Here is a 17,442-nt window from a genome sequence, read left to right as displayed (position 1 = left end):
GCGCCGCAAACTAAATACGCTGTGAGATTGGCTTTTTGTGCCTTTTGCGGGTCGTAGGGGCGGTTTAGTGTCCTTTCGTACCGTGTCAGGCATCGGCAGTTTTGCGACATGGAAACACCCGCCCCGATTCGCTTAAAGGACGCGCTGGCCTTGCTTGAAAGCGGTACGCCGGTGGCCGTGCGGTTCGTCACGTGCGACCGGCGGCGCAAAACCGGCGGCGAGTTCCGGGAGCTGAAGGCCGCCCGCATTGGCTCGGGCAAGCGCCAGGCTGCTGCCAAGCAGGCCCCGGTACCGGCCGGGCCAGTGGCCACGCCCCGCAACCCGGGCCACTTCACCAACGCCACGCGCAACCTGGTCAATACCCTCACCGGGGAGCTGGTGAAGGTGCATATCTACCTCATCGTGGCCGTGCAAGGCCGCAAAGTCATAATCTGATGCAGCAGCTACTTTTTGCCGGCAATGGAATGCTGGCCTACTCGCCCGGTACGGGTTCGATGGTGCGCCTCGGTGGGGCCCTGGGGGCCGCCGCCGGCAGCGCCGGCAGTTCGGCTACCGGCGACGGGGCCGCGCCCTCTTCGCCCGTTGAAAAGGGGCAGAGCGGCGACGTGGCGCTGTGGGGCGAGGCCAACGACTTCCCGCAGCAGGTCATTAAGTCCATCGAAACCAACACGATTCTGCCAAGCGTCCTGGAGTGGAAAACACGGGCCGTGTACGGTGGGGGCGTGGTGTACGGGCGGGTAACCGGTTTCGATAAGGCCGGCAACGAAATCTTTGAGCGCCAGCGTCTGCCCGACGTGGAGCTGTTTTTCCGGCGCAGCAACATTCCGCGTTACGCTTACGAGGGCCTGCAGAACCTGTTCACGTTCGGCCAGAGCTACCCGGAGCTCATTCAGTCGCTCAATAAGCAGAAGATAACGGCGCTCACGACCCAGGACGCGGCATTTTGCCGGTACGGGCTGCCCAAAGCCGGGCAGCCGGTGCCCGACTACGTGCACATCTCCGCCAACTGGCCCGAAGCCAAGCCCGGTGACGAGTACACGACCAGCGTGCCGGTGCTCGACCCTTATTACGAGCCGGTGGAGGCCCTCAAAGCCGACACCCGGGGCTTCAAGTACGTGTACCCGCTGGCGCTGCCCAGCCCCGGCAAGGCGCTGTATCAGCTGGCCAGCTGGAACAGCATCCGCCGCTCGGGCTGGCTCGATATTGCCCAGGCCATTCCCGAATTCAAGAAGGCCCTGTTCGCCAACCAAATCAGCGTCAAGTACCTGATTGAGGCGCACGAGGGCTACTGGAAGTGGAAATACCCGGACTGGGACGCCAAGCCCACCGAGGAGCGCCGTCGCATCATCGGCGATGAGCTGGCCGACTTCGAGAAAACGATGAGCGGTGCTCAGGGCGCGGGCAAGTCCATCCTGAGCCTGACCATCACCGACCCGCGCACCGGCGAGCCGATTAGCGCCTTCAAGGTCACGGCCATCGACGACAAGATCAAGTCGGGCATTTACATCGAGGACTCGCAGGAGGCCAGCTCCCACATCTACACGGCCCTGAGCGTGGACCCGACGCTGGTCGGCATCTCGCCCGGCAAGGGGATGGGCGCCGGCAGCGGCTCCGATAAGCGCATCGCCTTCAACAACTTCATCAGCACCCACCGCTTCCACCAGGATTTGATTCTGGAGCCCCTCTACCTGGTGCGCGACTACAACGGCTGGCCCGACGACCTCGAATTCCGCTTCCTCAACCCGCTAGCCCACACGGCCGACGTGAGCAAATCCAATTCTGAATCCGCCACCGGCGGCAACCCCGATGCTAATGAGCCTGCTTAAAACCGCCGACGAGCTGCGCCGCTACGTGACCGTGGACAGCACCACCGTGCCTGAGCCAGTGCACCGCGAAGAAGAACACCTGCGCACCCACCTGCTGCTGCCCGTGCTCGGGGCCACGCTGCTGCACTGGCTCGACGACCAGTACGACGCCGGCACTGTCGCGCCCACCGACGACACGCTGGCTGGCAAGCTGCTGGCCCGCGTGCAGGCCCCGCTGGGTCGCCTGGCCGTGGCCGGCTCGCTCGACGAGCTGCAGGTGAGCATCGACCAGACGGGCATTCACATCGTGAGCACCGACACGCAGAAAACCGCCTTTGGGTGGCAGATTGCGGCGTTGCGCAAAACCCTCACCCGCAAGGGCTACCAGGATATGAACGCGCTGCTGGCTTGGCTCGAAGCTAACCGCGCCGCTTCGCCTGAGCTGGAGGCCTGGGCTGCCGGCGAAGGCCAGGTGTACCGCCGGCAGCTGCTGGTGAGTGCCGAGCAGTTCAGCCAGTACGAGAACATCTCGGCCTCGTGGACTGTGTTTGCCGCCCTCGTGCCGCTGATTCGCAAGCAGGAGTTATTCGTGCTCGAGCCTCAAATCGGCTACGATTTCCTGAGCGAGCTGCGCGACCAGGTCCGTACCCGCACGCTCAGCGAAGAAAACCGCGACTTGCTGACCCAGTTCGTCGAACCGGCGCTGGCCGCCTGCACGCTGGCGCGGGCCGTGCCCGAACTGGGCCTGCGCCTCACCGGTGACGGTATCGAACTGGCCGTAGCCCGCATCGATACCGACAACAGCAAGGAGGCCGACGCCGGCCTCGACCAGCTGCTGCGGGCCCGCGCCTTCGATGCCCAGCATTCGGCCGATATCCTGCTCGAAAAGATGCGACGCTTTCTCAACGAGCGGGCCTCGGCCACGCGCTATGCCACCTACTTCCGCCTGGGGCCCTACCGTGCCCCCAACGCGGCCGTGGTGCCGCTCAATACCCCCGAATCCAAAGTTTATCGCCTGTCCTGATGCTGCTTGTTACCCCCATCGACGTGCTGCTCAAGTGCGGCCAGTTGTTCCAGAAGTACATCTTCTCCGACTGGAACGCGCTGGCGTTCCTCATGGTGATGTTCCTGCTCGATACGATGCTGGGCATGGCCCGCAGCTTCCGGCAGGGCCGGTTTCATTCGCGGGGAATGCGCCAGATGTTCATCAAGCTGCGCGACTACAGCGTGGGCATCGTGGTAGCTCACGTGCTGAGCTCCATTCAAATCGACGGGCAGCTGCTGCCCTTCGCGCCCGCCCTGGCCATCGGCTTCAAAGGAGCCATCTACTTCTTCATTCTCATCATCGAGGTCAAGTCCATCGACGAGAACCTGCGCGGCCTCGGTGGCCGGGGCCTGCCGCTGCCTGCCTTCCTGCGCCAGGGCATGACCGACTGGGAGGAAACCGGCTCGTTTCGCTCCAAAATCCCGCCCGGCGAAACCGGGGCCATGGTCGTCGATGGGGTGACCATCACGGCCGAAGCCCAGTCCGCTCAGGTCCTGCCTGAGCTGCCGCCCGAGCCGCTTCCCAACTGCGACGTTTCCACTTAAAACCAGTGCAATGCAATTGACCAAAACTCAGCTGATGGCGGCCGTAACGGGCTGCTCAGCTGCCGAGGCCGACCGCTTCCTCGGCCCCATCAACGCCACGCTCACGCGCTACGGCATCAGCACGCCGCTCCGGGTGGCCCACTTCCTGGCCCAGATCGGCCACGAAAGCTGCGGCTTCAACGCCGTGCGCGAGTACGCCTCCGGAGTCGCCTACGAGGGCCGCCGCGACCTGGGCAATGTCCAGCCCGGCGACGGGGTCCGCTTCCGGGGGCGCGGCCTGATCCAGATTACCGGCCGCACCAACTACGGGGCCCTGGGCCGGGCCTTCGGGGTCGACTTGTGCGCCAACCCGCTGCTGCTCGAATCGCCCCAGTTCGCGGCCCTGTCGGCCGGCTGGTACTGGAGTTCGCGCAACCTGAACGCGCTGGCCGATCAGAACAAGTTCATCGGCATCACCCGCTCCATCAACGGAGGAGTAAATGGGCTGGCCGACCGGGAGGCTCGGTTCCTGGTTGCGGCCCGCGCCCTGGGCGTGCCGGGTGGTAACGTTTCAGCCCCGCTTGTATGAATCCGCTGAAAGGACTCTGCTTCCGCGACTGGGCACTAATTGCCGCCGTGCTGCTTATCTTCTGGCTGGCTGCTGGCTGCGTGGCCACCCGCGATGTGCCGGTGCTGCTGCGCCCGGCCAACCCCGACTCGCTGCAGGAGCTGGCCAAACTGCCGGCGTACCTAGTGCCGCCGCCGGCGCAGGCCTCGGCCAAACAGGTCGAGCGCTGGACCGCCGCCCAGACCCAGGCGCTGGCCAACGTCAACGCCCCGGCCAGCGGCAAAGTGAAGCTGAAGAACGTGGGCAACACCGACTCCGACGTGTCGGTGCAGCAGGGCATCACCGGCCGCCAGCTCACCACGGCGGCCGTCATCGTGGCCATCGTAGGCTTGGTGCTCTGGCTCAAGCCCTGGCGCACGTAAAATTTCTGCCCTGGCCGTGCTGGCCGGGGCAGTTTCGTTGCCTACCTTCGCCCCGCGAACTACCAATAAAATCACAATCCGAGCACTTCGGCCGTCGTCATACGGCCGGGGTGTAGAGCGGGAGCATGACCCGTATGCTAAGGTGCTCGGAAGAGTTTACTGGTGTTCGCAGCGATTACCCCGGCTTGCCACGACTGCTGTATTATGGCGAAGAACAAACCCATCGGCTTCGGCCGCGAGGACGAGGACCCCAATGGCACTGGCGACGGCTGGCGCTCGGATATTGGTGAGCAGGCGGATAAGCAGGAAGAATCCAGCCCGCCGCCACGCCAGCCCAAAGCCGACCCGGTGTTCGTCAGTACCATCGAAGGTCTGGAGATACTCGGGGCCTACGGTCTGATGGCCCTGGGCCCGCTCAGCAACTTAGAGCAGCAGCTGCTGCAGGTAATTGCCGGGCTGGAAAAGCGTATCATTGAACTCGAATAAGCGCCCTTTCACACACCCTACGCGAGAGCCCCGGCCCACCAGCCGGGGCTTTCTCGTGCCCTATTGCACCCTGCCAGTCGGGCGGTTGTACCGTGCATGGAATCTGCGCTAATACACTCAAAAACAAGTGTTTTAACTTGATAGGGGCGGAAAAGGATGCGTTGTTTGTATCACCTAAACGGAACGCTAACAACGCACTACGATATGACGACCGCCCAAATCCTCGCCACTACCGGAACCACCAAAACCTGGAAGATGCAGCAGCTCTTCGCCCTGGGCCTGAGCCGCCGCGAAGTAGCCACGCTGATGAGCGTAGGCTACGGCTTCGCCCAGAACGTGTACGCCGCCTGGGTCGCCACCCGCGCCACCCGGGCCCTGGTAACGCCCGCTGCCGCCCCGGCGCTGGCCGCTTTCCAGCCCGCCCGCTTCACCCGCACCTTCGGGGTAGAAATAGAGGCCTACGGCGTACCCCGCGCCACGCTGCTGGCCGAGCTGCGGGCCCAGGGCCTGGAGGCCGAAGCCGAGGGCTACAACCACGCCGCCCGACCCCACTGGAAAATAGTAAGCGACGGCAGCGTAAGCGGCGCCGACGCTTTCGAACTGGTAAGCCCGGTACTACAAGGCTGCGACGGCCTCGACGACCTAGCCCGCGCCTGCCGCGCCCTACGCAACTGCGGCGCCCGCGTAAACCGCTCCTGCGGCCTGCACGTACACTTCGGCGCCCGCGACCTGAGCATCGAGCACCTGCGGCAGGTATTCCGCAACTACCTGGTCCTGGAGCCCACCATCGACCGCCTGATGCCCGCCAGCCGCCGGGGCAGCAACAACACCTACTGCCAGAGCCTGCGCCGGGGCCGGGCGCTGGCCACCGCCGAGCGGGCCATCCTGGCCGCTACCACCACCCAGGAGCTGAGCACCGCCGCCAACGCCGGCAACCGCTACCACAAGGTGAACATGCAGAGCTTCTTCCGCCACGGCACAGTAGAATTTCGCCAGCACAGCGCCAGCACCGACTTTGAAAAAATCAGCTTTTGGGTGAAATTGCTCAACAACCTGATCGACTACTCGGCCCAGCGCCTGGTAACGCCCAGCCTGCCCGTAGCCGAATTTACTACCTTCAACCAGCGCGATATCGCCACCTACTACACCCGCCGCCAAGCGGCCCTGCAAACTGCCTAATGACATACGAACTACTCGGAGGGGGCCAGGTAACGGCCCCTTCCGCGTGGGGCCTGGTACTGGCCCTGCGCGACGATTCACAAAAGTGGGCCCCTACCGTAGGGCCCGAGGATTTCATGGAGGAATACGCCCGGCGCTGCCAGATGCAGAACGGTACTATGGTCCGCACCGACAACGCCCTCAACTTCATCGACGACTTGGTGGCCGGTGGCTTCCTGACGCTGGCGCCATGAGCCGCTACGACCGCATGGCTGGCCTAACTTGGGCCAACGCATCCTCGGCGGCCTGATGCTGGCCGCGTTGGGCTTGGCCGCGCTAATAATAGCATGGCTAGGGCTAAAGTGGCTCTGGCAGCATATGATGTAATCATCGCCCCCGGCAACCCGCCGGGGGCTTTTTTGTGTCCTTTCTACCCGAGGCAGCCATCGGCAGTTTTGCTGCATGGAACGTCTCGACATCTGGGGCCGGCAGTTCGCTCCGGCCAGCACCTGGAACGAACTCACCCGCGCCCAGCTCGCCGACGTGGTGCGCGTGCTCTATGGCCCGGCCGAGTTCTGGCCCACCCGCCTGCGCCTGCTCAGCGTTATTACCGGGGCCGAAATAGAACTGCTCATCGAGTTGCCCGAGGTGCAGGTAAAAGGCCTCTACGGCCTCACCGACTTCGTTTTTTCCGACGAGCACCACCTCACCCGCCAGCTGCTGCCCGAACTGCACCAGCCAGCCAAGACCACGCCGCGTAAGGACCGCGCCTTTACTGGCCCCGGCGACGCGCTGAGCGGCGTGCGCTTCGGCGAGTTCATGTTCGCCGACACCTACTTCTGCCAGTACGCCCTGCGCAAGTCGCCCGAGGCGCTCGACCACTTCTTGGCCGCTCTCTACCGCCCGGCCCGCGCCGGTGTGGGCCCGGGTCAGCCCGACTGGAACGGCGACGCCCGCCAGCCCTTCAACGAGCACAACGTGGCCCACTACGCGCACCGGCTGCGTCACGTGGCCGACACCGATAAGCTCAGCATCATGCTCTGGTACCGCGGCTGCCGGGCCCAGCTGCAGGCCGACTACCCCGACGTGTTCGACGCGGCCGACAACACCACCGCGGCCCAGGAGAAAGGCGACTGGGGCCGGGTGCTGCGCCAGCTTTCGGGCGGCGCGTTCGGGCCGCTGGAGCAAACTGCTGGCCAGCACCTGCGCACCATCCTGGCTGAAATGAACGACCGGGCCCGCGAGGCCCGCAAACACCAAACTGCCCGCTAATGCTACTCCGTCACTCCCAGTACGTCGCCCTGTTCCGCGACCTGGCCACGCGCCACCAGCTTATTCAGCACACGCCCGCCGTGGTCCGCTTCGCCCGCGTGGTGGTCAGCATCGACCCGTTCCAGAAAATAGTGGATCTGGCCGAAATGACCGAGAACATGCTCGGCCGCTACTACAAACCCGGCGCGACTTCCCAGGTGCTGGTGGTCGAAAGCTGCCACACCCAGTACCTCGACAACGGCGGCGACCACAAGCAGCGCCGCCGGTCGGGGGCCTTCTACGTGTTCCAGAAAATCGCCAACCCCAAGGACCAAGACCAGGTCGAAGTCGCCATTGATGCCTCGGAGCAGACCGGCGAGCAGATCATGGCCGCCGTGCTGCACGCGCTGGCCGGCCAGGTGAAGGTGCGCGTCGACGAGAAGTCCATCACGGCCGACACCATCGGCCCGGTCGGCGACGGCACCTGGTACGGCACGCGCTTCGATTTTGATTTCACCAACCCCGCCACGGCCGCGCTGGCCTACAACCCGGCGGCCTTCTCTTCCTAAGCCATGCTGATTACACTTCTCCAGGAATGGCGGCCCAACGGCAGCTTCGGCGACCGGGATTACGACCAGTCGTTCGGTAACTACTACGGCGCCGACCGCTACGATTTCGATACCGACACGCTGCAGGTCGTGTTTACGGCCTTCCCCGCCGGCGGCTCCTACACCCAGGAGACCAGCACCGGCGAGGCCCCGCCCGAAAACCTGTCGCTGGCCACTGATTTCGAGTTTCATTTCACGGTGCAGGGCCCCACGCGTACTGGCTACTTCCACGATGGGGTGGGTGGCTTCACCACCGACCCGCACACCATCGTGGCCACGGCCACCGTCACCGACAACAAGTGCTTCGGCGCGGCCGGCGGCATCGTGGAGCTGGAGCTAAGCGCCGACTCGCCCGCCGGCATTTACACCTACAGCTGGAGCGACGGAGCTACCACCGCCGACCGCGACCAGCTGGTGGCCGGCAACTACACCGTTACGATCCGCCACGAAAGCGGGGCCCAGCTGCTGCTGCCGGTTACGGTGGGCCAGAACACGCGCATCGAGGTCGTGATTGACAAAACCGATCAGCTCGTGACGCTGCGCGTGTCGGGCGGCACGGCTCCCTACACCTATGCCTGGGACGATGACCCGGCCCAGACGACCAATACTCGCTCCGACCTGGCCGACGGCACCTACGCGTGCACCATCACCGACTCGCTGGGCTGCCAGACCACGGTAGTCGTCGGGGCGAGCGAGTTTCGCTACTACTTCGTACGCAACCCCATCGCTCTGCCCCTCGATGCCGGCGATGACTACCGTGCCGACCCCAGTACCTTGCCCGGCCTCACGTTCGCGTGCCAGGTGCTGGTGGAGCGCGACTATTTAAGCGGGGTGTTTGAGCCGGTGGGTACCGAGCTGGAGCAGCCGGCCGACCGCGCCGGCCGCACCACGTTTCAGGTGCAGGAGCTGCTGGCCCCCGAGTTGGCCTACCACGTGCCGCCCGCCACCGGGCCGGTAGGGGAGCGGGCCACGGCGCTATTTCGGCGCTTTTACCTGCGCCATGCACAGCTCTCGGGCGAGCCGCCGGTTCGCAGCGTCGCCACCGACCTGGTGCAGCATTACGCCCTGCTCGGCGGGCTGAGCAGCGCCGAAGCGGCGGCTCGCACCTGGTTCAACTCCTACCAGCCTGGCCGCTTTCCATTTCTGACGTGGGATGCCAACGACAAGGCGGTATTTGCCGACCAGCCCGAGTTTCTGTATTTCCAGAGCCTGGCTGCCACCGCGCAGATCAGCTGTCGGTTTCGCCTCAATTTCACTGATGGCAGCAGCCAGGTCGGCACCATGCACCGTGTGCTGGACGTGGCCCGGTTCGAGGTATTCTGCTTTGGCGTGGGGTACGCGCAACTCGTGGCGGCCCAGCTCACGCCCGCCAGCAGCCGCTTGCTGGTCGACTGGCAAGTGGACATCGTCGACGGTGAGGGCAACGGCCTCAGCGAGACCCGCCGCTACGTGCTCGACCGCCGGGTGAAGCCGTTTCGGCGCTACCTGCTCTACGCCAATAGCCTCGGTGGCATGAATACGTTTGTGGCCACCGGCGAAGCCCAGCACGATGCCGAGTTGAGCGGCGAGCAGGTGGAACTCACCCGCTCGCTCGCCTACGACCCGCTGGTGGGCGACACGGCCGTGCTGGAGCGGGAGCTCAAGCCAGTGCTCAAGCTGGCCAGCGGCGTGGCCCTGGGTTCGGCGGCCATGCTGGCCCTGCAGGAGCTGCTGCTCAGCCGTCGGGTGCTGCTGCTCAATAGCGGCCGGTGGCTGGCTGGCTACTTGAAAACCAAAACCGTGAATCTGCTCGACGACGGCAAAACCGTGCCCACGCTGGAAGTGGAGTTCGTGCTGCCCATCGAGCAGCAGTTCACGCCCTACCTGCCCCCCACGCCCGCTGGCACCACCCCGGCCGCCGTGGGCCCTGAATCCGGCCGCTTATGATCCGCTTTGAAAATGCCGCCGGGGTGCTCGACCTGAGCGAGAACACCACCATCAGCCTCGAAATCCAGAGCCCGCTGTTTCGCTTCGACTCGGTGCCCGGCACCACGTCGTACTCGTTTTCCGTGCCCTGGACGCCGGGCAACCTGCGCCGGCTCAACTTCCCGCACCTGCGGGCCGCCCAGGGCGAAACCATCGCCCCCGAGCCCTACGATTGCTACATCGATGAGGTGCTCTGGCGGCGCGGCAGCCTGCTCTACAAGGAAGCCGACGAGCAAAAGCGCGTCTGGTCTTACACGTTTGCCGCCGATGCGGCCGACCTGCAGGCCCGCATCGCCGGCCGCACCCTGCGCCAGCTCGAGCTGGGCCGGGTGCTGCTGGAGCTGCGCCCCGATGCCGCGGCCTACGCGCTGCCTACCATGCACCACCCGCAGTTCTACGGCGGTAAGAACAAGCCATTTGAGCAGGCTGGAGGCTTGGTAAATGACTACCGAAATGGGGTCTACCGCACCAACACGCCCGCCGCCTGGCAGTACCCCATCGTGCCGTTCCCGCGCCTGGTGTACCTGCTGCGGGCCGTGTTTGGGGCCCTGGGCTACCAGGTAGAAGGGGAGTGGCTGGCCGACGCCGCGCAGCTGGTCTGCTACTCCGACCGGGCCGTGGAGGTGCTGGCCGCGCCCAACGACCCGGTGCCGGTGCTGCCCGCCGACTTTGCCCTGGCCGAGCACGTGCCCGATATGGGCGTGGGCGAATTCCTGGTGTCGCTGCAGAAGCTGTTCGGGCTCATGTTCCTGTTCCACCCCGTGCGCCCCCGCGTGCGCATCGGTCGCCTACGCGACGTGGTGGCCGAGCCCGGTTACCTCGAGCGCACGGCCGGGCCGGGTCGCCTGAGCCCGGCGCTGGGCGGGGGCTTTTTGCTGAAAATGGCGCTGGCCGACGACGAGCTCAACAAAACCCTCGACACCAGCTGGGCCCAGCTGCGCATCGGGGCCGGCCAGACCACCATCGACTCGGCCGCCGGCACGCTGCACATGGTGGTGGCCACCGACCCGGCCGACAACAGCCGCCGGCACGTGCCGGGCATCCTGGCCAAAGGCTCCAGCCCGGCGTTCGAAGCCGGACTGGAGAGCCGCGCCGGCCTGCACCTGCTCTACGATTTCGGGGTGACGGCCGACCAGGACGGCCAGACCTACCCGCTGGCCAGTAGCGCCAGCCCCGACCCCGACCGGCTGCCCGGTCTGGACTGGCCCGACTTGTATTTCCACCAGTACAGCGCCTGGCTCGGCTTTCTGGACCGCGCCGGCAGTGAGCAGCGCACGGCCAGCTTCCGGGTGGCCGACCTGCTGGCCCTCGACCCGGCCCGCAAGGAGCTGGTCAATTACCGCAAATACCTCTGGGAGAAGGTGAGCGTGAGCCTGAACACGTCGCGCCGCCTCGAATCCGCCCGCTTCACCTACCGACCCATCCGATTATGATCCTCGACAATCTCAACCAGCAGGAGCTGGAAGTAGCCACCAAGTGGCTCGATTTCACGGTCGAGAGCTTTATTACCAACATTCGCAAGCTGCGCATCCGCCAGACTGGGGCGCTGATGGCCAGCTTCCGCAAGCAGGTCATTGGCGCGGCCACCGGGCGGCTGCAGCTGCAACTGAGCTACGCCCTCTACGGCAAGTTCGTGGATATGGGCGTGGGCCGGGGGATGGGCCAGGGCGTGCGCAAAGGCGACGATGGCTACGACAGAATCCGCAACAGCCGGGGTCAACTCAAGCGCCGGGAGCGCAAGGCCAAGAAGTGGTACTCGCGCGAAATAGCCTACCAGACCAAACGCCTGGCCGAGCTCATGAGTGAGCTCCACGGCACGCTGCTTATTTCGGCCGTGTCGGAGGCGCTGCCGGCGGATGATCTACAAGTTAACTTTTAAGATAAGCGACGATGGGAGCAAACCAAAACGAGAGCCTGAGCACGCTGGTGTTCACGTTGAATGTACTCACCAATAAGCTTAAGCGACTGCCTGTTGCCTCGGCTGAATTTACCCGGTGCACTATCGAGGCGCTGGACATAAACGATAAAATTCAAGGCCTGCGGGCCGCCCTGTGCGATGGCAGAGAATAGCGAAGAGAGAAAAGTCCGCATAGTACTCGATGCCCAGCAGCCCAACGCCTCCATTAAGGAGATGGGGGCTGGCCTGGCCGTGCTCAATAGTCAGTTGGGTAAGATGGCCCAGGATGATCCGGGTCGGGCCAAGCTCCAGGACGATTACGCCCGGCTGAACCAGCGGATTGCCGAAACCCGCGCCGAAATGCGGGCGGTCGTGAAAACGGCCGAGGAGTTGGCCGCCGAGCAGCAGCAGCTGGCTGAGCAGACCGAGCAGCTGGCCCAGGCCCAGACGGCCACCGTGCGCAGTGGCCAGCTTTCGACGGCCTCCATGCGCGAGATGAAGGATGCCGCCGGCATTCTGGCCACGCAGCTGGAGCAGGTGTCGGCCGACGACCCGGGCCGGGCCGCGCTGCTGCGCGACTACCAGGTGCTGCAGCAGCGTGTGCAGGCCGCCGGCACCGAGATGCGGACCTACCAGAAAACGGCGGAAGAACTGGCTGCTGAGCAGCGCCAGCTAGCGGAGGCCACCGAGCGCACCAACCAGGAAAACCGCCAGGTAGTGCTCAATGGCCAGAAAGTGGACGCCACGTTTGGCCAGATGAAAGCCTCGGCGTCGGCGCTGGAAAAGCAGCTCGACGACCTGGCCGGCGACGACCCGGGCCGGGCCAAGCTGCTCAAGGACTACAAGGCCCTCAAGGACCGCATCGAGGACGTGAAAAAGGAAATGGGCGAGGCCACCGAAACGGGCCTCACCTTCAAAGACGCGTTGTCCTTCGCCGGCGTGGCCGTAGGCGCGGAAGCCGCCCTCGACATGATTAAGGAATTCGGGGCGGAGGTCATCAACACGACCACCGAAATCGGCAAGATGCGCTCCGATATCAACTCGCTGACCGGGGCCAGTGGCCAGGAGCTGGATGCGCTGAGCACTGGCATCCGGGCCCTGAGCCAGACGTTTGGCAAGGAGTACAACGAGGTGCTAGTGGCCAGCAACTCGCTCAGCAAGCAAATGGGCATCTCCCAGAAGGAGGCGCTGGACCTGATAGAGAAAGGTTTTATAAGCGGGGCCGACGCCAACGGCGAGTTCCTCGACCAGCTGCGCGAGTACCCCGCGCAGTTCAAGGCCGCCGGCGTGTCGGCCAGCGAGTTCGTGGCCATCGTGAGCAAGAGCCAGACCGATGGCGTGTTCTCCGATAAGGGGGTCGACGTGGTGAAGGAGTTCGGCCTGCGCATCCGGGAGCAGACCAAGGCCACCGGCGAGTCGCTGGAGGCCGCCTTCGGCACCGAGTTCACCAAGAAGCTGTTCGCCGGCATCAACGACGGCAGCATCTCGTCGGTGGAGGCGCTGAAGCTGGTGTCGACGCAGATGAACGACACCCAGGTGCCGGCCGCGCAGCTGCAGACGGTGATTGCCGACGTGTTCGGCGGCCCGGGCGAGGACGCCGGTCTGGACTATCTGAAGTCGCTGCGCAACGTAGGCGGCGGCATCGATGAGTTGATTGACCACACCAACCCCTACATTCAGCAGCAGGAGGCCCTGCTGGCCTCCCAGAAGGAACTGGCCGGCGCCCAGAACGAGCTGGCCAAAGAGTTCGAAGGCACCGGCAACACGATGGAGGTGCTCTCCAACGGGGCCATGACCTTCCTCTACACCCTGCTCGTGTCGCTGGCCGCTACCTGGAAGGAGGCAGTCGCGCCGGTGCGCGAGATGTGGGACGAGTTGGGCCGCGTAGCCGAGCAGATGGGGCTCGTGAGCAAGGAGGGGAGCCTGGCGAAAGATATTGCCAACGGGCTGGGGGCCGTGATTCGGTTTCTGTTCACGCCGACCCGCCTGTTGTGGGGCGTGCTGAGCGATATGGCCAAGGCTACGCTGGAGTGGGGCCAGCAGTCGGCCAACGCGAAGGCACTACTCGTGCTGATGATTGCCCCGCTACGGTTGCTGTTTGACATGCTGCGCGACTCGCCGGCATTTTTCGAGGGCTTCAGCGCCGCGGCTAAAGTCAGCTTCGGGCAGGTGGGCAAGGCCTGGAAGGCCGTAATGGCCGGTGACATCAGTGGGGCTGTCGACGAATTCAACCGCATCGGCGGGGCCGCTGGCCGGGCTTATCTGGATGCGTTCAACGCCACCCGCGCCGCCCGGCCCACCGAGCCTGATGCTCCAGCCCCAGCCGGTGGCGATGATGCCGCCGGCAACAAGCCCGGCGGTGGCGGCGACGGCACCACCCAGGCCGAGCGCGATAAAACGGCCAAGGATGCCCAAACGGCCCGAGAGAAGGCCCGCAAGGAGCGGGAGGCTGACCAGAAAGCGGCCGACCAGCTGCGCCTCGATAACCTAAAAAAAATCGTGGCCGAGGAGTTGGGTGAGCTCAGCCGCCTCGACGTGCTGCGCAACCAGTTGGGGCAACAGGCCGACAACGACGAACTGACCCGCCGCCAGCAGCAGCGCGACAAGTTGTTCCAGGCCGCCTCCGCACAGGTCGATAAGCTCACCGGACTGGAATCCGACTACACCGAGCGGGTAGAGGCCATTATCGAAGAGCGTGACTTGAGCCTGCGCGAATTACAGGCCAAGTTTGATGAGGAGTCTGAGAAGCGCAAGCAGGAGGAAATCGATAAGCGCATCGCGGTGGACGAGGCCGAAACTGAGCAGCGGCTAGCCGAGCTGGAGCTAAAGCTGGCCAACGGCGAACTGGATGAGTGGGCCTACCAGGATGCGGTGTACGCCGTCAAGCAGGCCGCCCTGGAGCGGGAACTGGACCTGATTAAGCAGAAATCGGGGGAAGAGTCGGCCGAGTATAAGAAGCTCACGGCCGAAAAGCTGAAGGACCAGGCGGACTTCGTGGCCAGCCGCAAGGGCCAGGAAGAGGGCCTATATCGTGCCCAGAAGTTTCTGACTGCCGCCAAAAACGTGCTGCATTCCGACGAGCTGGCTACGCTGCTGGAGGTGACGGGTAAGAAAACCCTGCTCTACAAAGCGGCGATGGCGGTCCAGAAAGCCCTATCCATCGCCGAAATCTACATGAGCCTGCCCAAGCAGTTCGCTTCCAACGCCGAGGCCGGCGCCAAGATTGCGGCCATCGCTCCGCCAGTTACCATCCCCCTGGGCACGGCCTACACGGTCGGGGCCAACGTGGCAGCTGGTGCGGCGGCTGGCGCGGGCGTTGCCAAAATCCTGGGCCTGGGCTTCCGCAAGGGTGGCGACACCGGTAGCGGCCAGGCAGATGGCGGCCTGAGCATGGCCGGCTTCACGGTCGCGGCCAACGGCAAGCTGCTCGATGCCGAGGGGTATCCCATCGCCGGCGTCGTACACGAGAAGGAGTACGTGATTCCCGAGTGGATGCGGGCCGACCCGAAAGTGGTGCAGATCGAACAGTTCCTGGAGGCCAAGCGCCAGACTCGCGGCTTCCGCGAGGGTGGGGCCACCTCCGACGACGTGGTGCCGACGGCTACCGCCCCCAGGCCCGCCGGCGAAGAGCGGCTCGTGCAGGTGCTCGACCGCCTCGACTCGCGGCTCGGCAACGTGGAGCAGTGGGCGAAGGAGCTGGCCGTGCACCTCGACGTGTACGGCCTAGAGCAAACCCTCGACGAGCGGGAGGCTACGCGCAAGGCGGCCGAAATCCGGTAAGAGGGGGTGTCCAGAAAAGGGTTTGAAAAACTTCCCCGAAAAACAGTGTTTTCGGGGGCGTTTTGGCGGATGGGAAAAGTGTCCAGAAACCGAGCCTTTTTTGGAGGGGGTTTCGTAGGTTTGGGTATGGCTACTTCCAACTTTCCCCCGACCTACGATTACCCTAAGTTCCTGGCCGCCGATGGCAGCCGCCTGCACCCCGGTGAATATTTCATGCGACGAGGTGGTGAGAATGAAAACTACCATCCTCTGCTGCGGGCAGGCCAAATCTGGAAAGTGGTAGAAGCCTCTCCCAACACGAGGGTTCTGGAGTTAGCAGCACTCAACCACCCAGAGCATAGAGTTCCGGTGGATCATAGCATAGCTGACGCGGTGGTACTCGTCAACTTGTCTCCGTATTTCATCTTCGAAGCATATAAGGAGCAATACCTGCGCTTCGAAGCAAGAGGCTGGTTTTTGTGGGTCGAGAACGACCACTTCCCCAAATCGGTTAGAATGCGGGCTTATAATCCCAGACTAAACCGCCAAGCGGATCAGTCATTTAATATTGATGACTCTGTTCATCTTCCTGACGATATCTTCTTCGATGAGTTTTACCGTGCCATTGATGAAGATCAAGTAGGTGAATTCCTGCGTGTAGAGCATAAGTTGCCACTCAGAGCGGAAAACATTCAGTTAAGAGAAAAGCCAGTGGCCCGACGTGATGGGATGTACTTCGAGCGAATTCTTAAATGGGAAGAGCCAGAAATAGCTGCTCCTAATAAATTGAATAACCCTCTGTACCCCAAGATGGAACGTCAATCGCGCATCCTGGGGGACTTTTCAGAGCGTTGGGTACGTCCATGAGAGCTGCCATCTATGCCCGCGTGAGCACCCGCGATAAAGGACAGGACAATGAAAACCAACTCAGAGAATTACGGGCCTTCGCGGCTCGAAGCGGTTATACGGTGGTTGGAGATTATGTCGATAGCGAAAGCGGCGCACGCGCAGATCGTCCGCAGTTCCTGCGACTATTCCAGGATGCCCACCAGCGCCGCTTCGACGTCGTCCTTTTTTGGGCCCTCGACCGATTCAGCCGAGAGGGAGTCATGGAAACTCTCACCTATCTGCAGCGACTTTCCAGCGCTGGAGTACAGTTCAAGTCATTTACAGAGCAGTATCTGGACAGCACTGGGCTGTTCCGAGACGCCATAATCGGCATCCTAGCCACCATTGCCAAGCAGGAGCGAGTGCGGCTGGGGGAGCGCACGAAGGCCGGCCTGGCCAAGGCCGTGGCGAAGGGCAAGGTGTTGGGCCGGCCGGGCGTCGACGCCGGCGTGGTGGCCCACGTGAAGCGGCTGAAGGCTGCCGGTAGCTCCAATCGGGCCATTGCCACGGCGCTGGAGCTTTCGCCCAGCACGGTGGCTAAGTACCTGGTCGAGTAGCTTTCCTGTCCTTTCGGGCCGAGGCAGGGGGTGGCAGTTTTGGGTATGAACTTCATACCCGCCCTTCTGCTAAATACTGTACTGGAGACTACCACCCCCGGCACAGCTGTATTATTACCCCCAGCCCGGCATGTCGTCGTGCCGAAGCCAAAGCGGCACTTCTACTACACCTACTGGCGTAAGGTACACGGCCAATGGTACCGCTTTCGGGGGCGGTTATTCTAGCTGAACTGACACCCAAACTGACACCCTATAAAGAAAAAAGCCCTCAGCAAGTTGCTGAGGGCTTTTTGAGTGGTCGCGCTAGGAAAAAGCAAAAGGCTGAGGAGAAGGGCGAGGTGTACATGCACGGCCGCCGGGCACTGGCTCCAGAGCTAGTTAATGAAATCCGCCAGTTGCAGTCTGATGGGCTGAGTGTCCGTAAGATCAGTGCAGCCATAAACGTGCCGGTGGGGACTGTGCATAAATATATGGTTGCTAAGAATTGAATTTTGGCCGGTGACCCATGA

General features: G+C 63.7%; 17 protein-coding genes. All 17 read left to right on the top strand.

The window, feature by feature from the left end; all coding sequences use genetic code 11:
* Positions 1-108 precede the first annotated feature (108 nt).
* The 17 genes from CDA63_RS11745 to CDA63_RS11660 all read left to right on the top strand — a co-directional run bounded on the left by CDA63_RS11745 (position 109) and on the right by CDA63_RS11660 (position 16,933).
* Positions 109-435 carry a hypothetical protein gene (locus CDA63_RS11745; protein ID WP_088464649.1) on the top strand — a complete coding sequence of 109 codons (327 nt, stop codon included), beginning with the start codon at positions 109-111 and terminating at the stop codon, positions 433-435.
* A complete protein-coding gene (locus CDA63_RS11740; protein WP_088464648.1) occupies positions 435-1,826 on the top strand; it encodes a hypothetical protein in 1,392 nt (463 codons plus the stop codon). The genes CDA63_RS11745 and CDA63_RS11740 overlap by 1 nt, the downstream gene beginning before the upstream one ends.
* Positions 1,813-2,829 (top strand): DUF6712 family protein, encoded by a 1,017-nt coding sequence (locus CDA63_RS11735; protein WP_088464647.1) that lies wholly within the window; start codon positions 1,813-1,815, stop codon positions 2,827-2,829. The genes CDA63_RS11740 and CDA63_RS11735 overlap by 14 nt, the downstream gene beginning before the upstream one ends.
* Positions 2,829-3,395, top strand: a complete 567-nt coding sequence (locus CDA63_RS11730) for a phage holin family protein (RefSeq protein WP_088464646.1) — start codon at positions 2,829-2,831, stop codon at positions 3,393-3,395. Before CDA63_RS11735 ends, CDA63_RS11730 begins: the two co-directional genes overlap by 1 nt.
* A 10-nt stretch (positions 3,396-3,405) precedes the next feature.
* Positions 3,406-3,963 carry a glycoside hydrolase family 19 protein gene (locus CDA63_RS11725; RefSeq protein ID WP_088464645.1) on the top strand — a complete coding sequence of 186 codons (558 nt, stop codon included), beginning with the start codon at positions 3,406-3,408 and terminating at the stop codon, positions 3,961-3,963.
* Complete coding sequence (locus CDA63_RS11720; protein ID WP_088464644.1) at positions 3,960-4,364, top strand: hypothetical protein; 405 nt, start codon at positions 3,960-3,962, stop codon at positions 4,362-4,364. Before CDA63_RS11725 ends, CDA63_RS11720 begins: the two co-directional genes overlap by 4 nt.
* Before the next feature lie 204 nt (positions 4,365-4,568).
* Positions 4,569-4,850, top strand: coding sequence for a hypothetical protein (locus tag CDA63_RS11715; RefSeq protein ID WP_088464643.1), 282 nt, complete (start codon positions 4,569-4,571; stop codon positions 4,848-4,850).
* Positions 4,851-5,054: 204 nt separating this feature from the next.
* Positions 5,055-6,029, top strand: coding sequence for an amidoligase family protein (locus tag CDA63_RS11710; protein WP_165768280.1), 975 nt, complete (start codon positions 5,055-5,057; stop codon positions 6,027-6,029).
* A complete protein-coding gene (locus tag CDA63_RS11705) occupies positions 6,029-6,262 on the top strand; it encodes a hypothetical protein (RefSeq protein ID WP_088464641.1) in 234 nt (77 codons plus the stop codon). Before CDA63_RS11710 ends, CDA63_RS11705 begins: the two co-directional genes overlap by 1 nt.
* A gap of 208 nt (positions 6,263-6,470) precedes the next feature.
* The gene (locus tag CDA63_RS11700; protein WP_088464640.1) at positions 6,471-7,280 is read left to right on the top strand and encodes a hypothetical protein; all 810 of its coding nucleotides are present in this window, start codon (positions 6,471-6,473) and stop codon (positions 7,278-7,280) included.
* A complete protein-coding gene (locus tag CDA63_RS11695; protein ID WP_088464639.1) occupies positions 7,280-7,828 on the top strand; it encodes a hypothetical protein in 549 nt (182 codons plus the stop codon). Before CDA63_RS11700 ends, CDA63_RS11695 begins: the two co-directional genes overlap by 1 nt.
* A gap of 3 nt (positions 7,829-7,831) precedes the next feature.
* Positions 7,832-9,793, top strand: a complete 1,962-nt coding sequence (locus tag CDA63_RS11690; RefSeq protein WP_088464638.1) for a SprB repeat-containing protein — start codon at positions 7,832-7,834, stop codon at positions 9,791-9,793.
* On the top strand, positions 9,790-11,265 hold the full coding sequence (locus CDA63_RS11685; protein WP_088464637.1) for a hypothetical protein: 1,476 nt from the start codon (positions 9,790-9,792) through the stop codon (positions 11,263-11,265). Before CDA63_RS11690 ends, CDA63_RS11685 begins: the two co-directional genes overlap by 4 nt.
* Positions 11,262-11,711 (top strand): hypothetical protein, encoded by a 450-nt coding sequence (locus CDA63_RS11680; RefSeq protein ID WP_088464636.1) that lies wholly within the window; start codon positions 11,262-11,264, stop codon positions 11,709-11,711. The genes CDA63_RS11685 and CDA63_RS11680 overlap by 4 nt, the downstream gene beginning before the upstream one ends.
* A gap of 177 nt (positions 11,712-11,888) precedes the next feature.
* Positions 11,889-15,509 carry a phage tail tape measure protein gene (locus CDA63_RS11670; protein ID WP_088464634.1) on the top strand — a complete coding sequence of 1,207 codons (3,621 nt, stop codon included), beginning with the start codon at positions 11,889-11,891 and terminating at the stop codon, positions 15,507-15,509.
* A gap of 126 nt (positions 15,510-15,635) precedes the next feature.
* Complete coding sequence (locus tag CDA63_RS11665) at positions 15,636-16,355, top strand: hypothetical protein (RefSeq protein WP_088464633.1); 720 nt, start codon at positions 15,636-15,638, stop codon at positions 16,353-16,355.
* Entirely contained in the window at positions 16,352-16,933 is a 582-nt protein-coding gene (locus CDA63_RS11660; RefSeq protein ID WP_088464632.1) for a recombinase family protein, read from the top strand. The genes CDA63_RS11665 and CDA63_RS11660 overlap by 4 nt, the downstream gene beginning before the upstream one ends.
* The last annotated feature ends 509 nt before the right edge of the window (positions 16,934-17,442 follow it).

The sequence above is a fragment of the Hymenobacter amundsenii genome, assembly GCF_002204745.1.
GTDB classification, from domain to species: domain Bacteria; phylum Bacteroidota; class Bacteroidia; order Cytophagales; family Hymenobacteraceae; genus Hymenobacter; species Hymenobacter amundsenii.
Note: the sequence above shows the minus strand (reverse complement) of the source record. Positions and strands in the feature narration are given on the sequence as shown.

Bases quoted from the DNA above. Each gene is read 5' to 3' on its own strand.
- CDA63_RS11745 (WP_088464649.1), top strand. From the start codon at position 109: ATGGAAACACCCGCCCCGATTCGCTTAAAGGACGCGCTGGCCTTGCTT.
- CDA63_RS11685 (WP_088464637.1), top strand. From the start codon at position 9,790: ATGATCCGCTTTGAAAATGCCGCCGGGGTGCTCGACCTGAGCGAGAAC.
- CDA63_RS11705 (WP_088464641.1), top strand. From the start codon at position 6,029: ATGACATACGAACTACTCGGAGGGGGCCAGGTAACGGCCCCTTCCGCG.
- CDA63_RS11720 (WP_088464644.1), top strand. From the start codon at position 3,960: ATGAATCCGCTGAAAGGACTCTGCTTCCGCGACTGGGCACTAATTGCC.
- CDA63_RS11715 (WP_088464643.1), top strand. From the start codon at position 4,569: ATGGCGAAGAACAAACCCATCGGCTTCGGCCGCGAGGACGAGGACCCC.
- CDA63_RS11740 (WP_088464648.1), top strand. From the start codon at position 435: ATGCAGCAGCTACTTTTTGCCGGCAATGGAATGCTGGCCTACTCGCCC.
- CDA63_RS11660 (WP_088464632.1), top strand. From the start codon at position 16,352: ATGAGAGCTGCCATCTATGCCCGCGTGAGCACCCGCGATAAAGGACAG.
- CDA63_RS11695 (WP_088464639.1), top strand. From the start codon at position 7,280: ATGCTACTCCGTCACTCCCAGTACGTCGCCCTGTTCCGCGACCTGGCC.
- CDA63_RS11700 (WP_088464640.1), top strand. From the start codon at position 6,471: ATGGAACGTCTCGACATCTGGGGCCGGCAGTTCGCTCCGGCCAGCACC.
- CDA63_RS11690 (WP_088464638.1), top strand. From the start codon at position 7,832: ATGCTGATTACACTTCTCCAGGAATGGCGGCCCAACGGCAGCTTCGGC.
- CDA63_RS11730 (WP_088464646.1), top strand. From the start codon at position 2,829: ATGCTGCTTGTTACCCCCATCGACGTGCTGCTCAAGTGCGGCCAGTTG.
- CDA63_RS11735 (WP_088464647.1), top strand. From the start codon at position 1,813: ATGAGCCTGCTTAAAACCGCCGACGAGCTGCGCCGCTACGTGACCGTG.
- CDA63_RS11665 (WP_088464633.1), top strand. From the start codon at position 15,636: ATGGCTACTTCCAACTTTCCCCCGACCTACGATTACCCTAAGTTCCTG.
- CDA63_RS11710 (WP_165768280.1), top strand. From the start codon at position 5,055: ATGACGACCGCCCAAATCCTCGCCACTACCGGAACCACCAAAACCTGG.
- CDA63_RS11725 (WP_088464645.1), top strand. From the start codon at position 3,406: ATGCAATTGACCAAAACTCAGCTGATGGCGGCCGTAACGGGCTGCTCA.
- CDA63_RS11680 (WP_088464636.1), top strand. From the start codon at position 11,262: ATGATCCTCGACAATCTCAACCAGCAGGAGCTGGAAGTAGCCACCAAG.
- CDA63_RS11670 (WP_088464634.1), top strand. From the start codon at position 11,889: ATGGCAGAGAATAGCGAAGAGAGAAAAGTCCGCATAGTACTCGATGCC.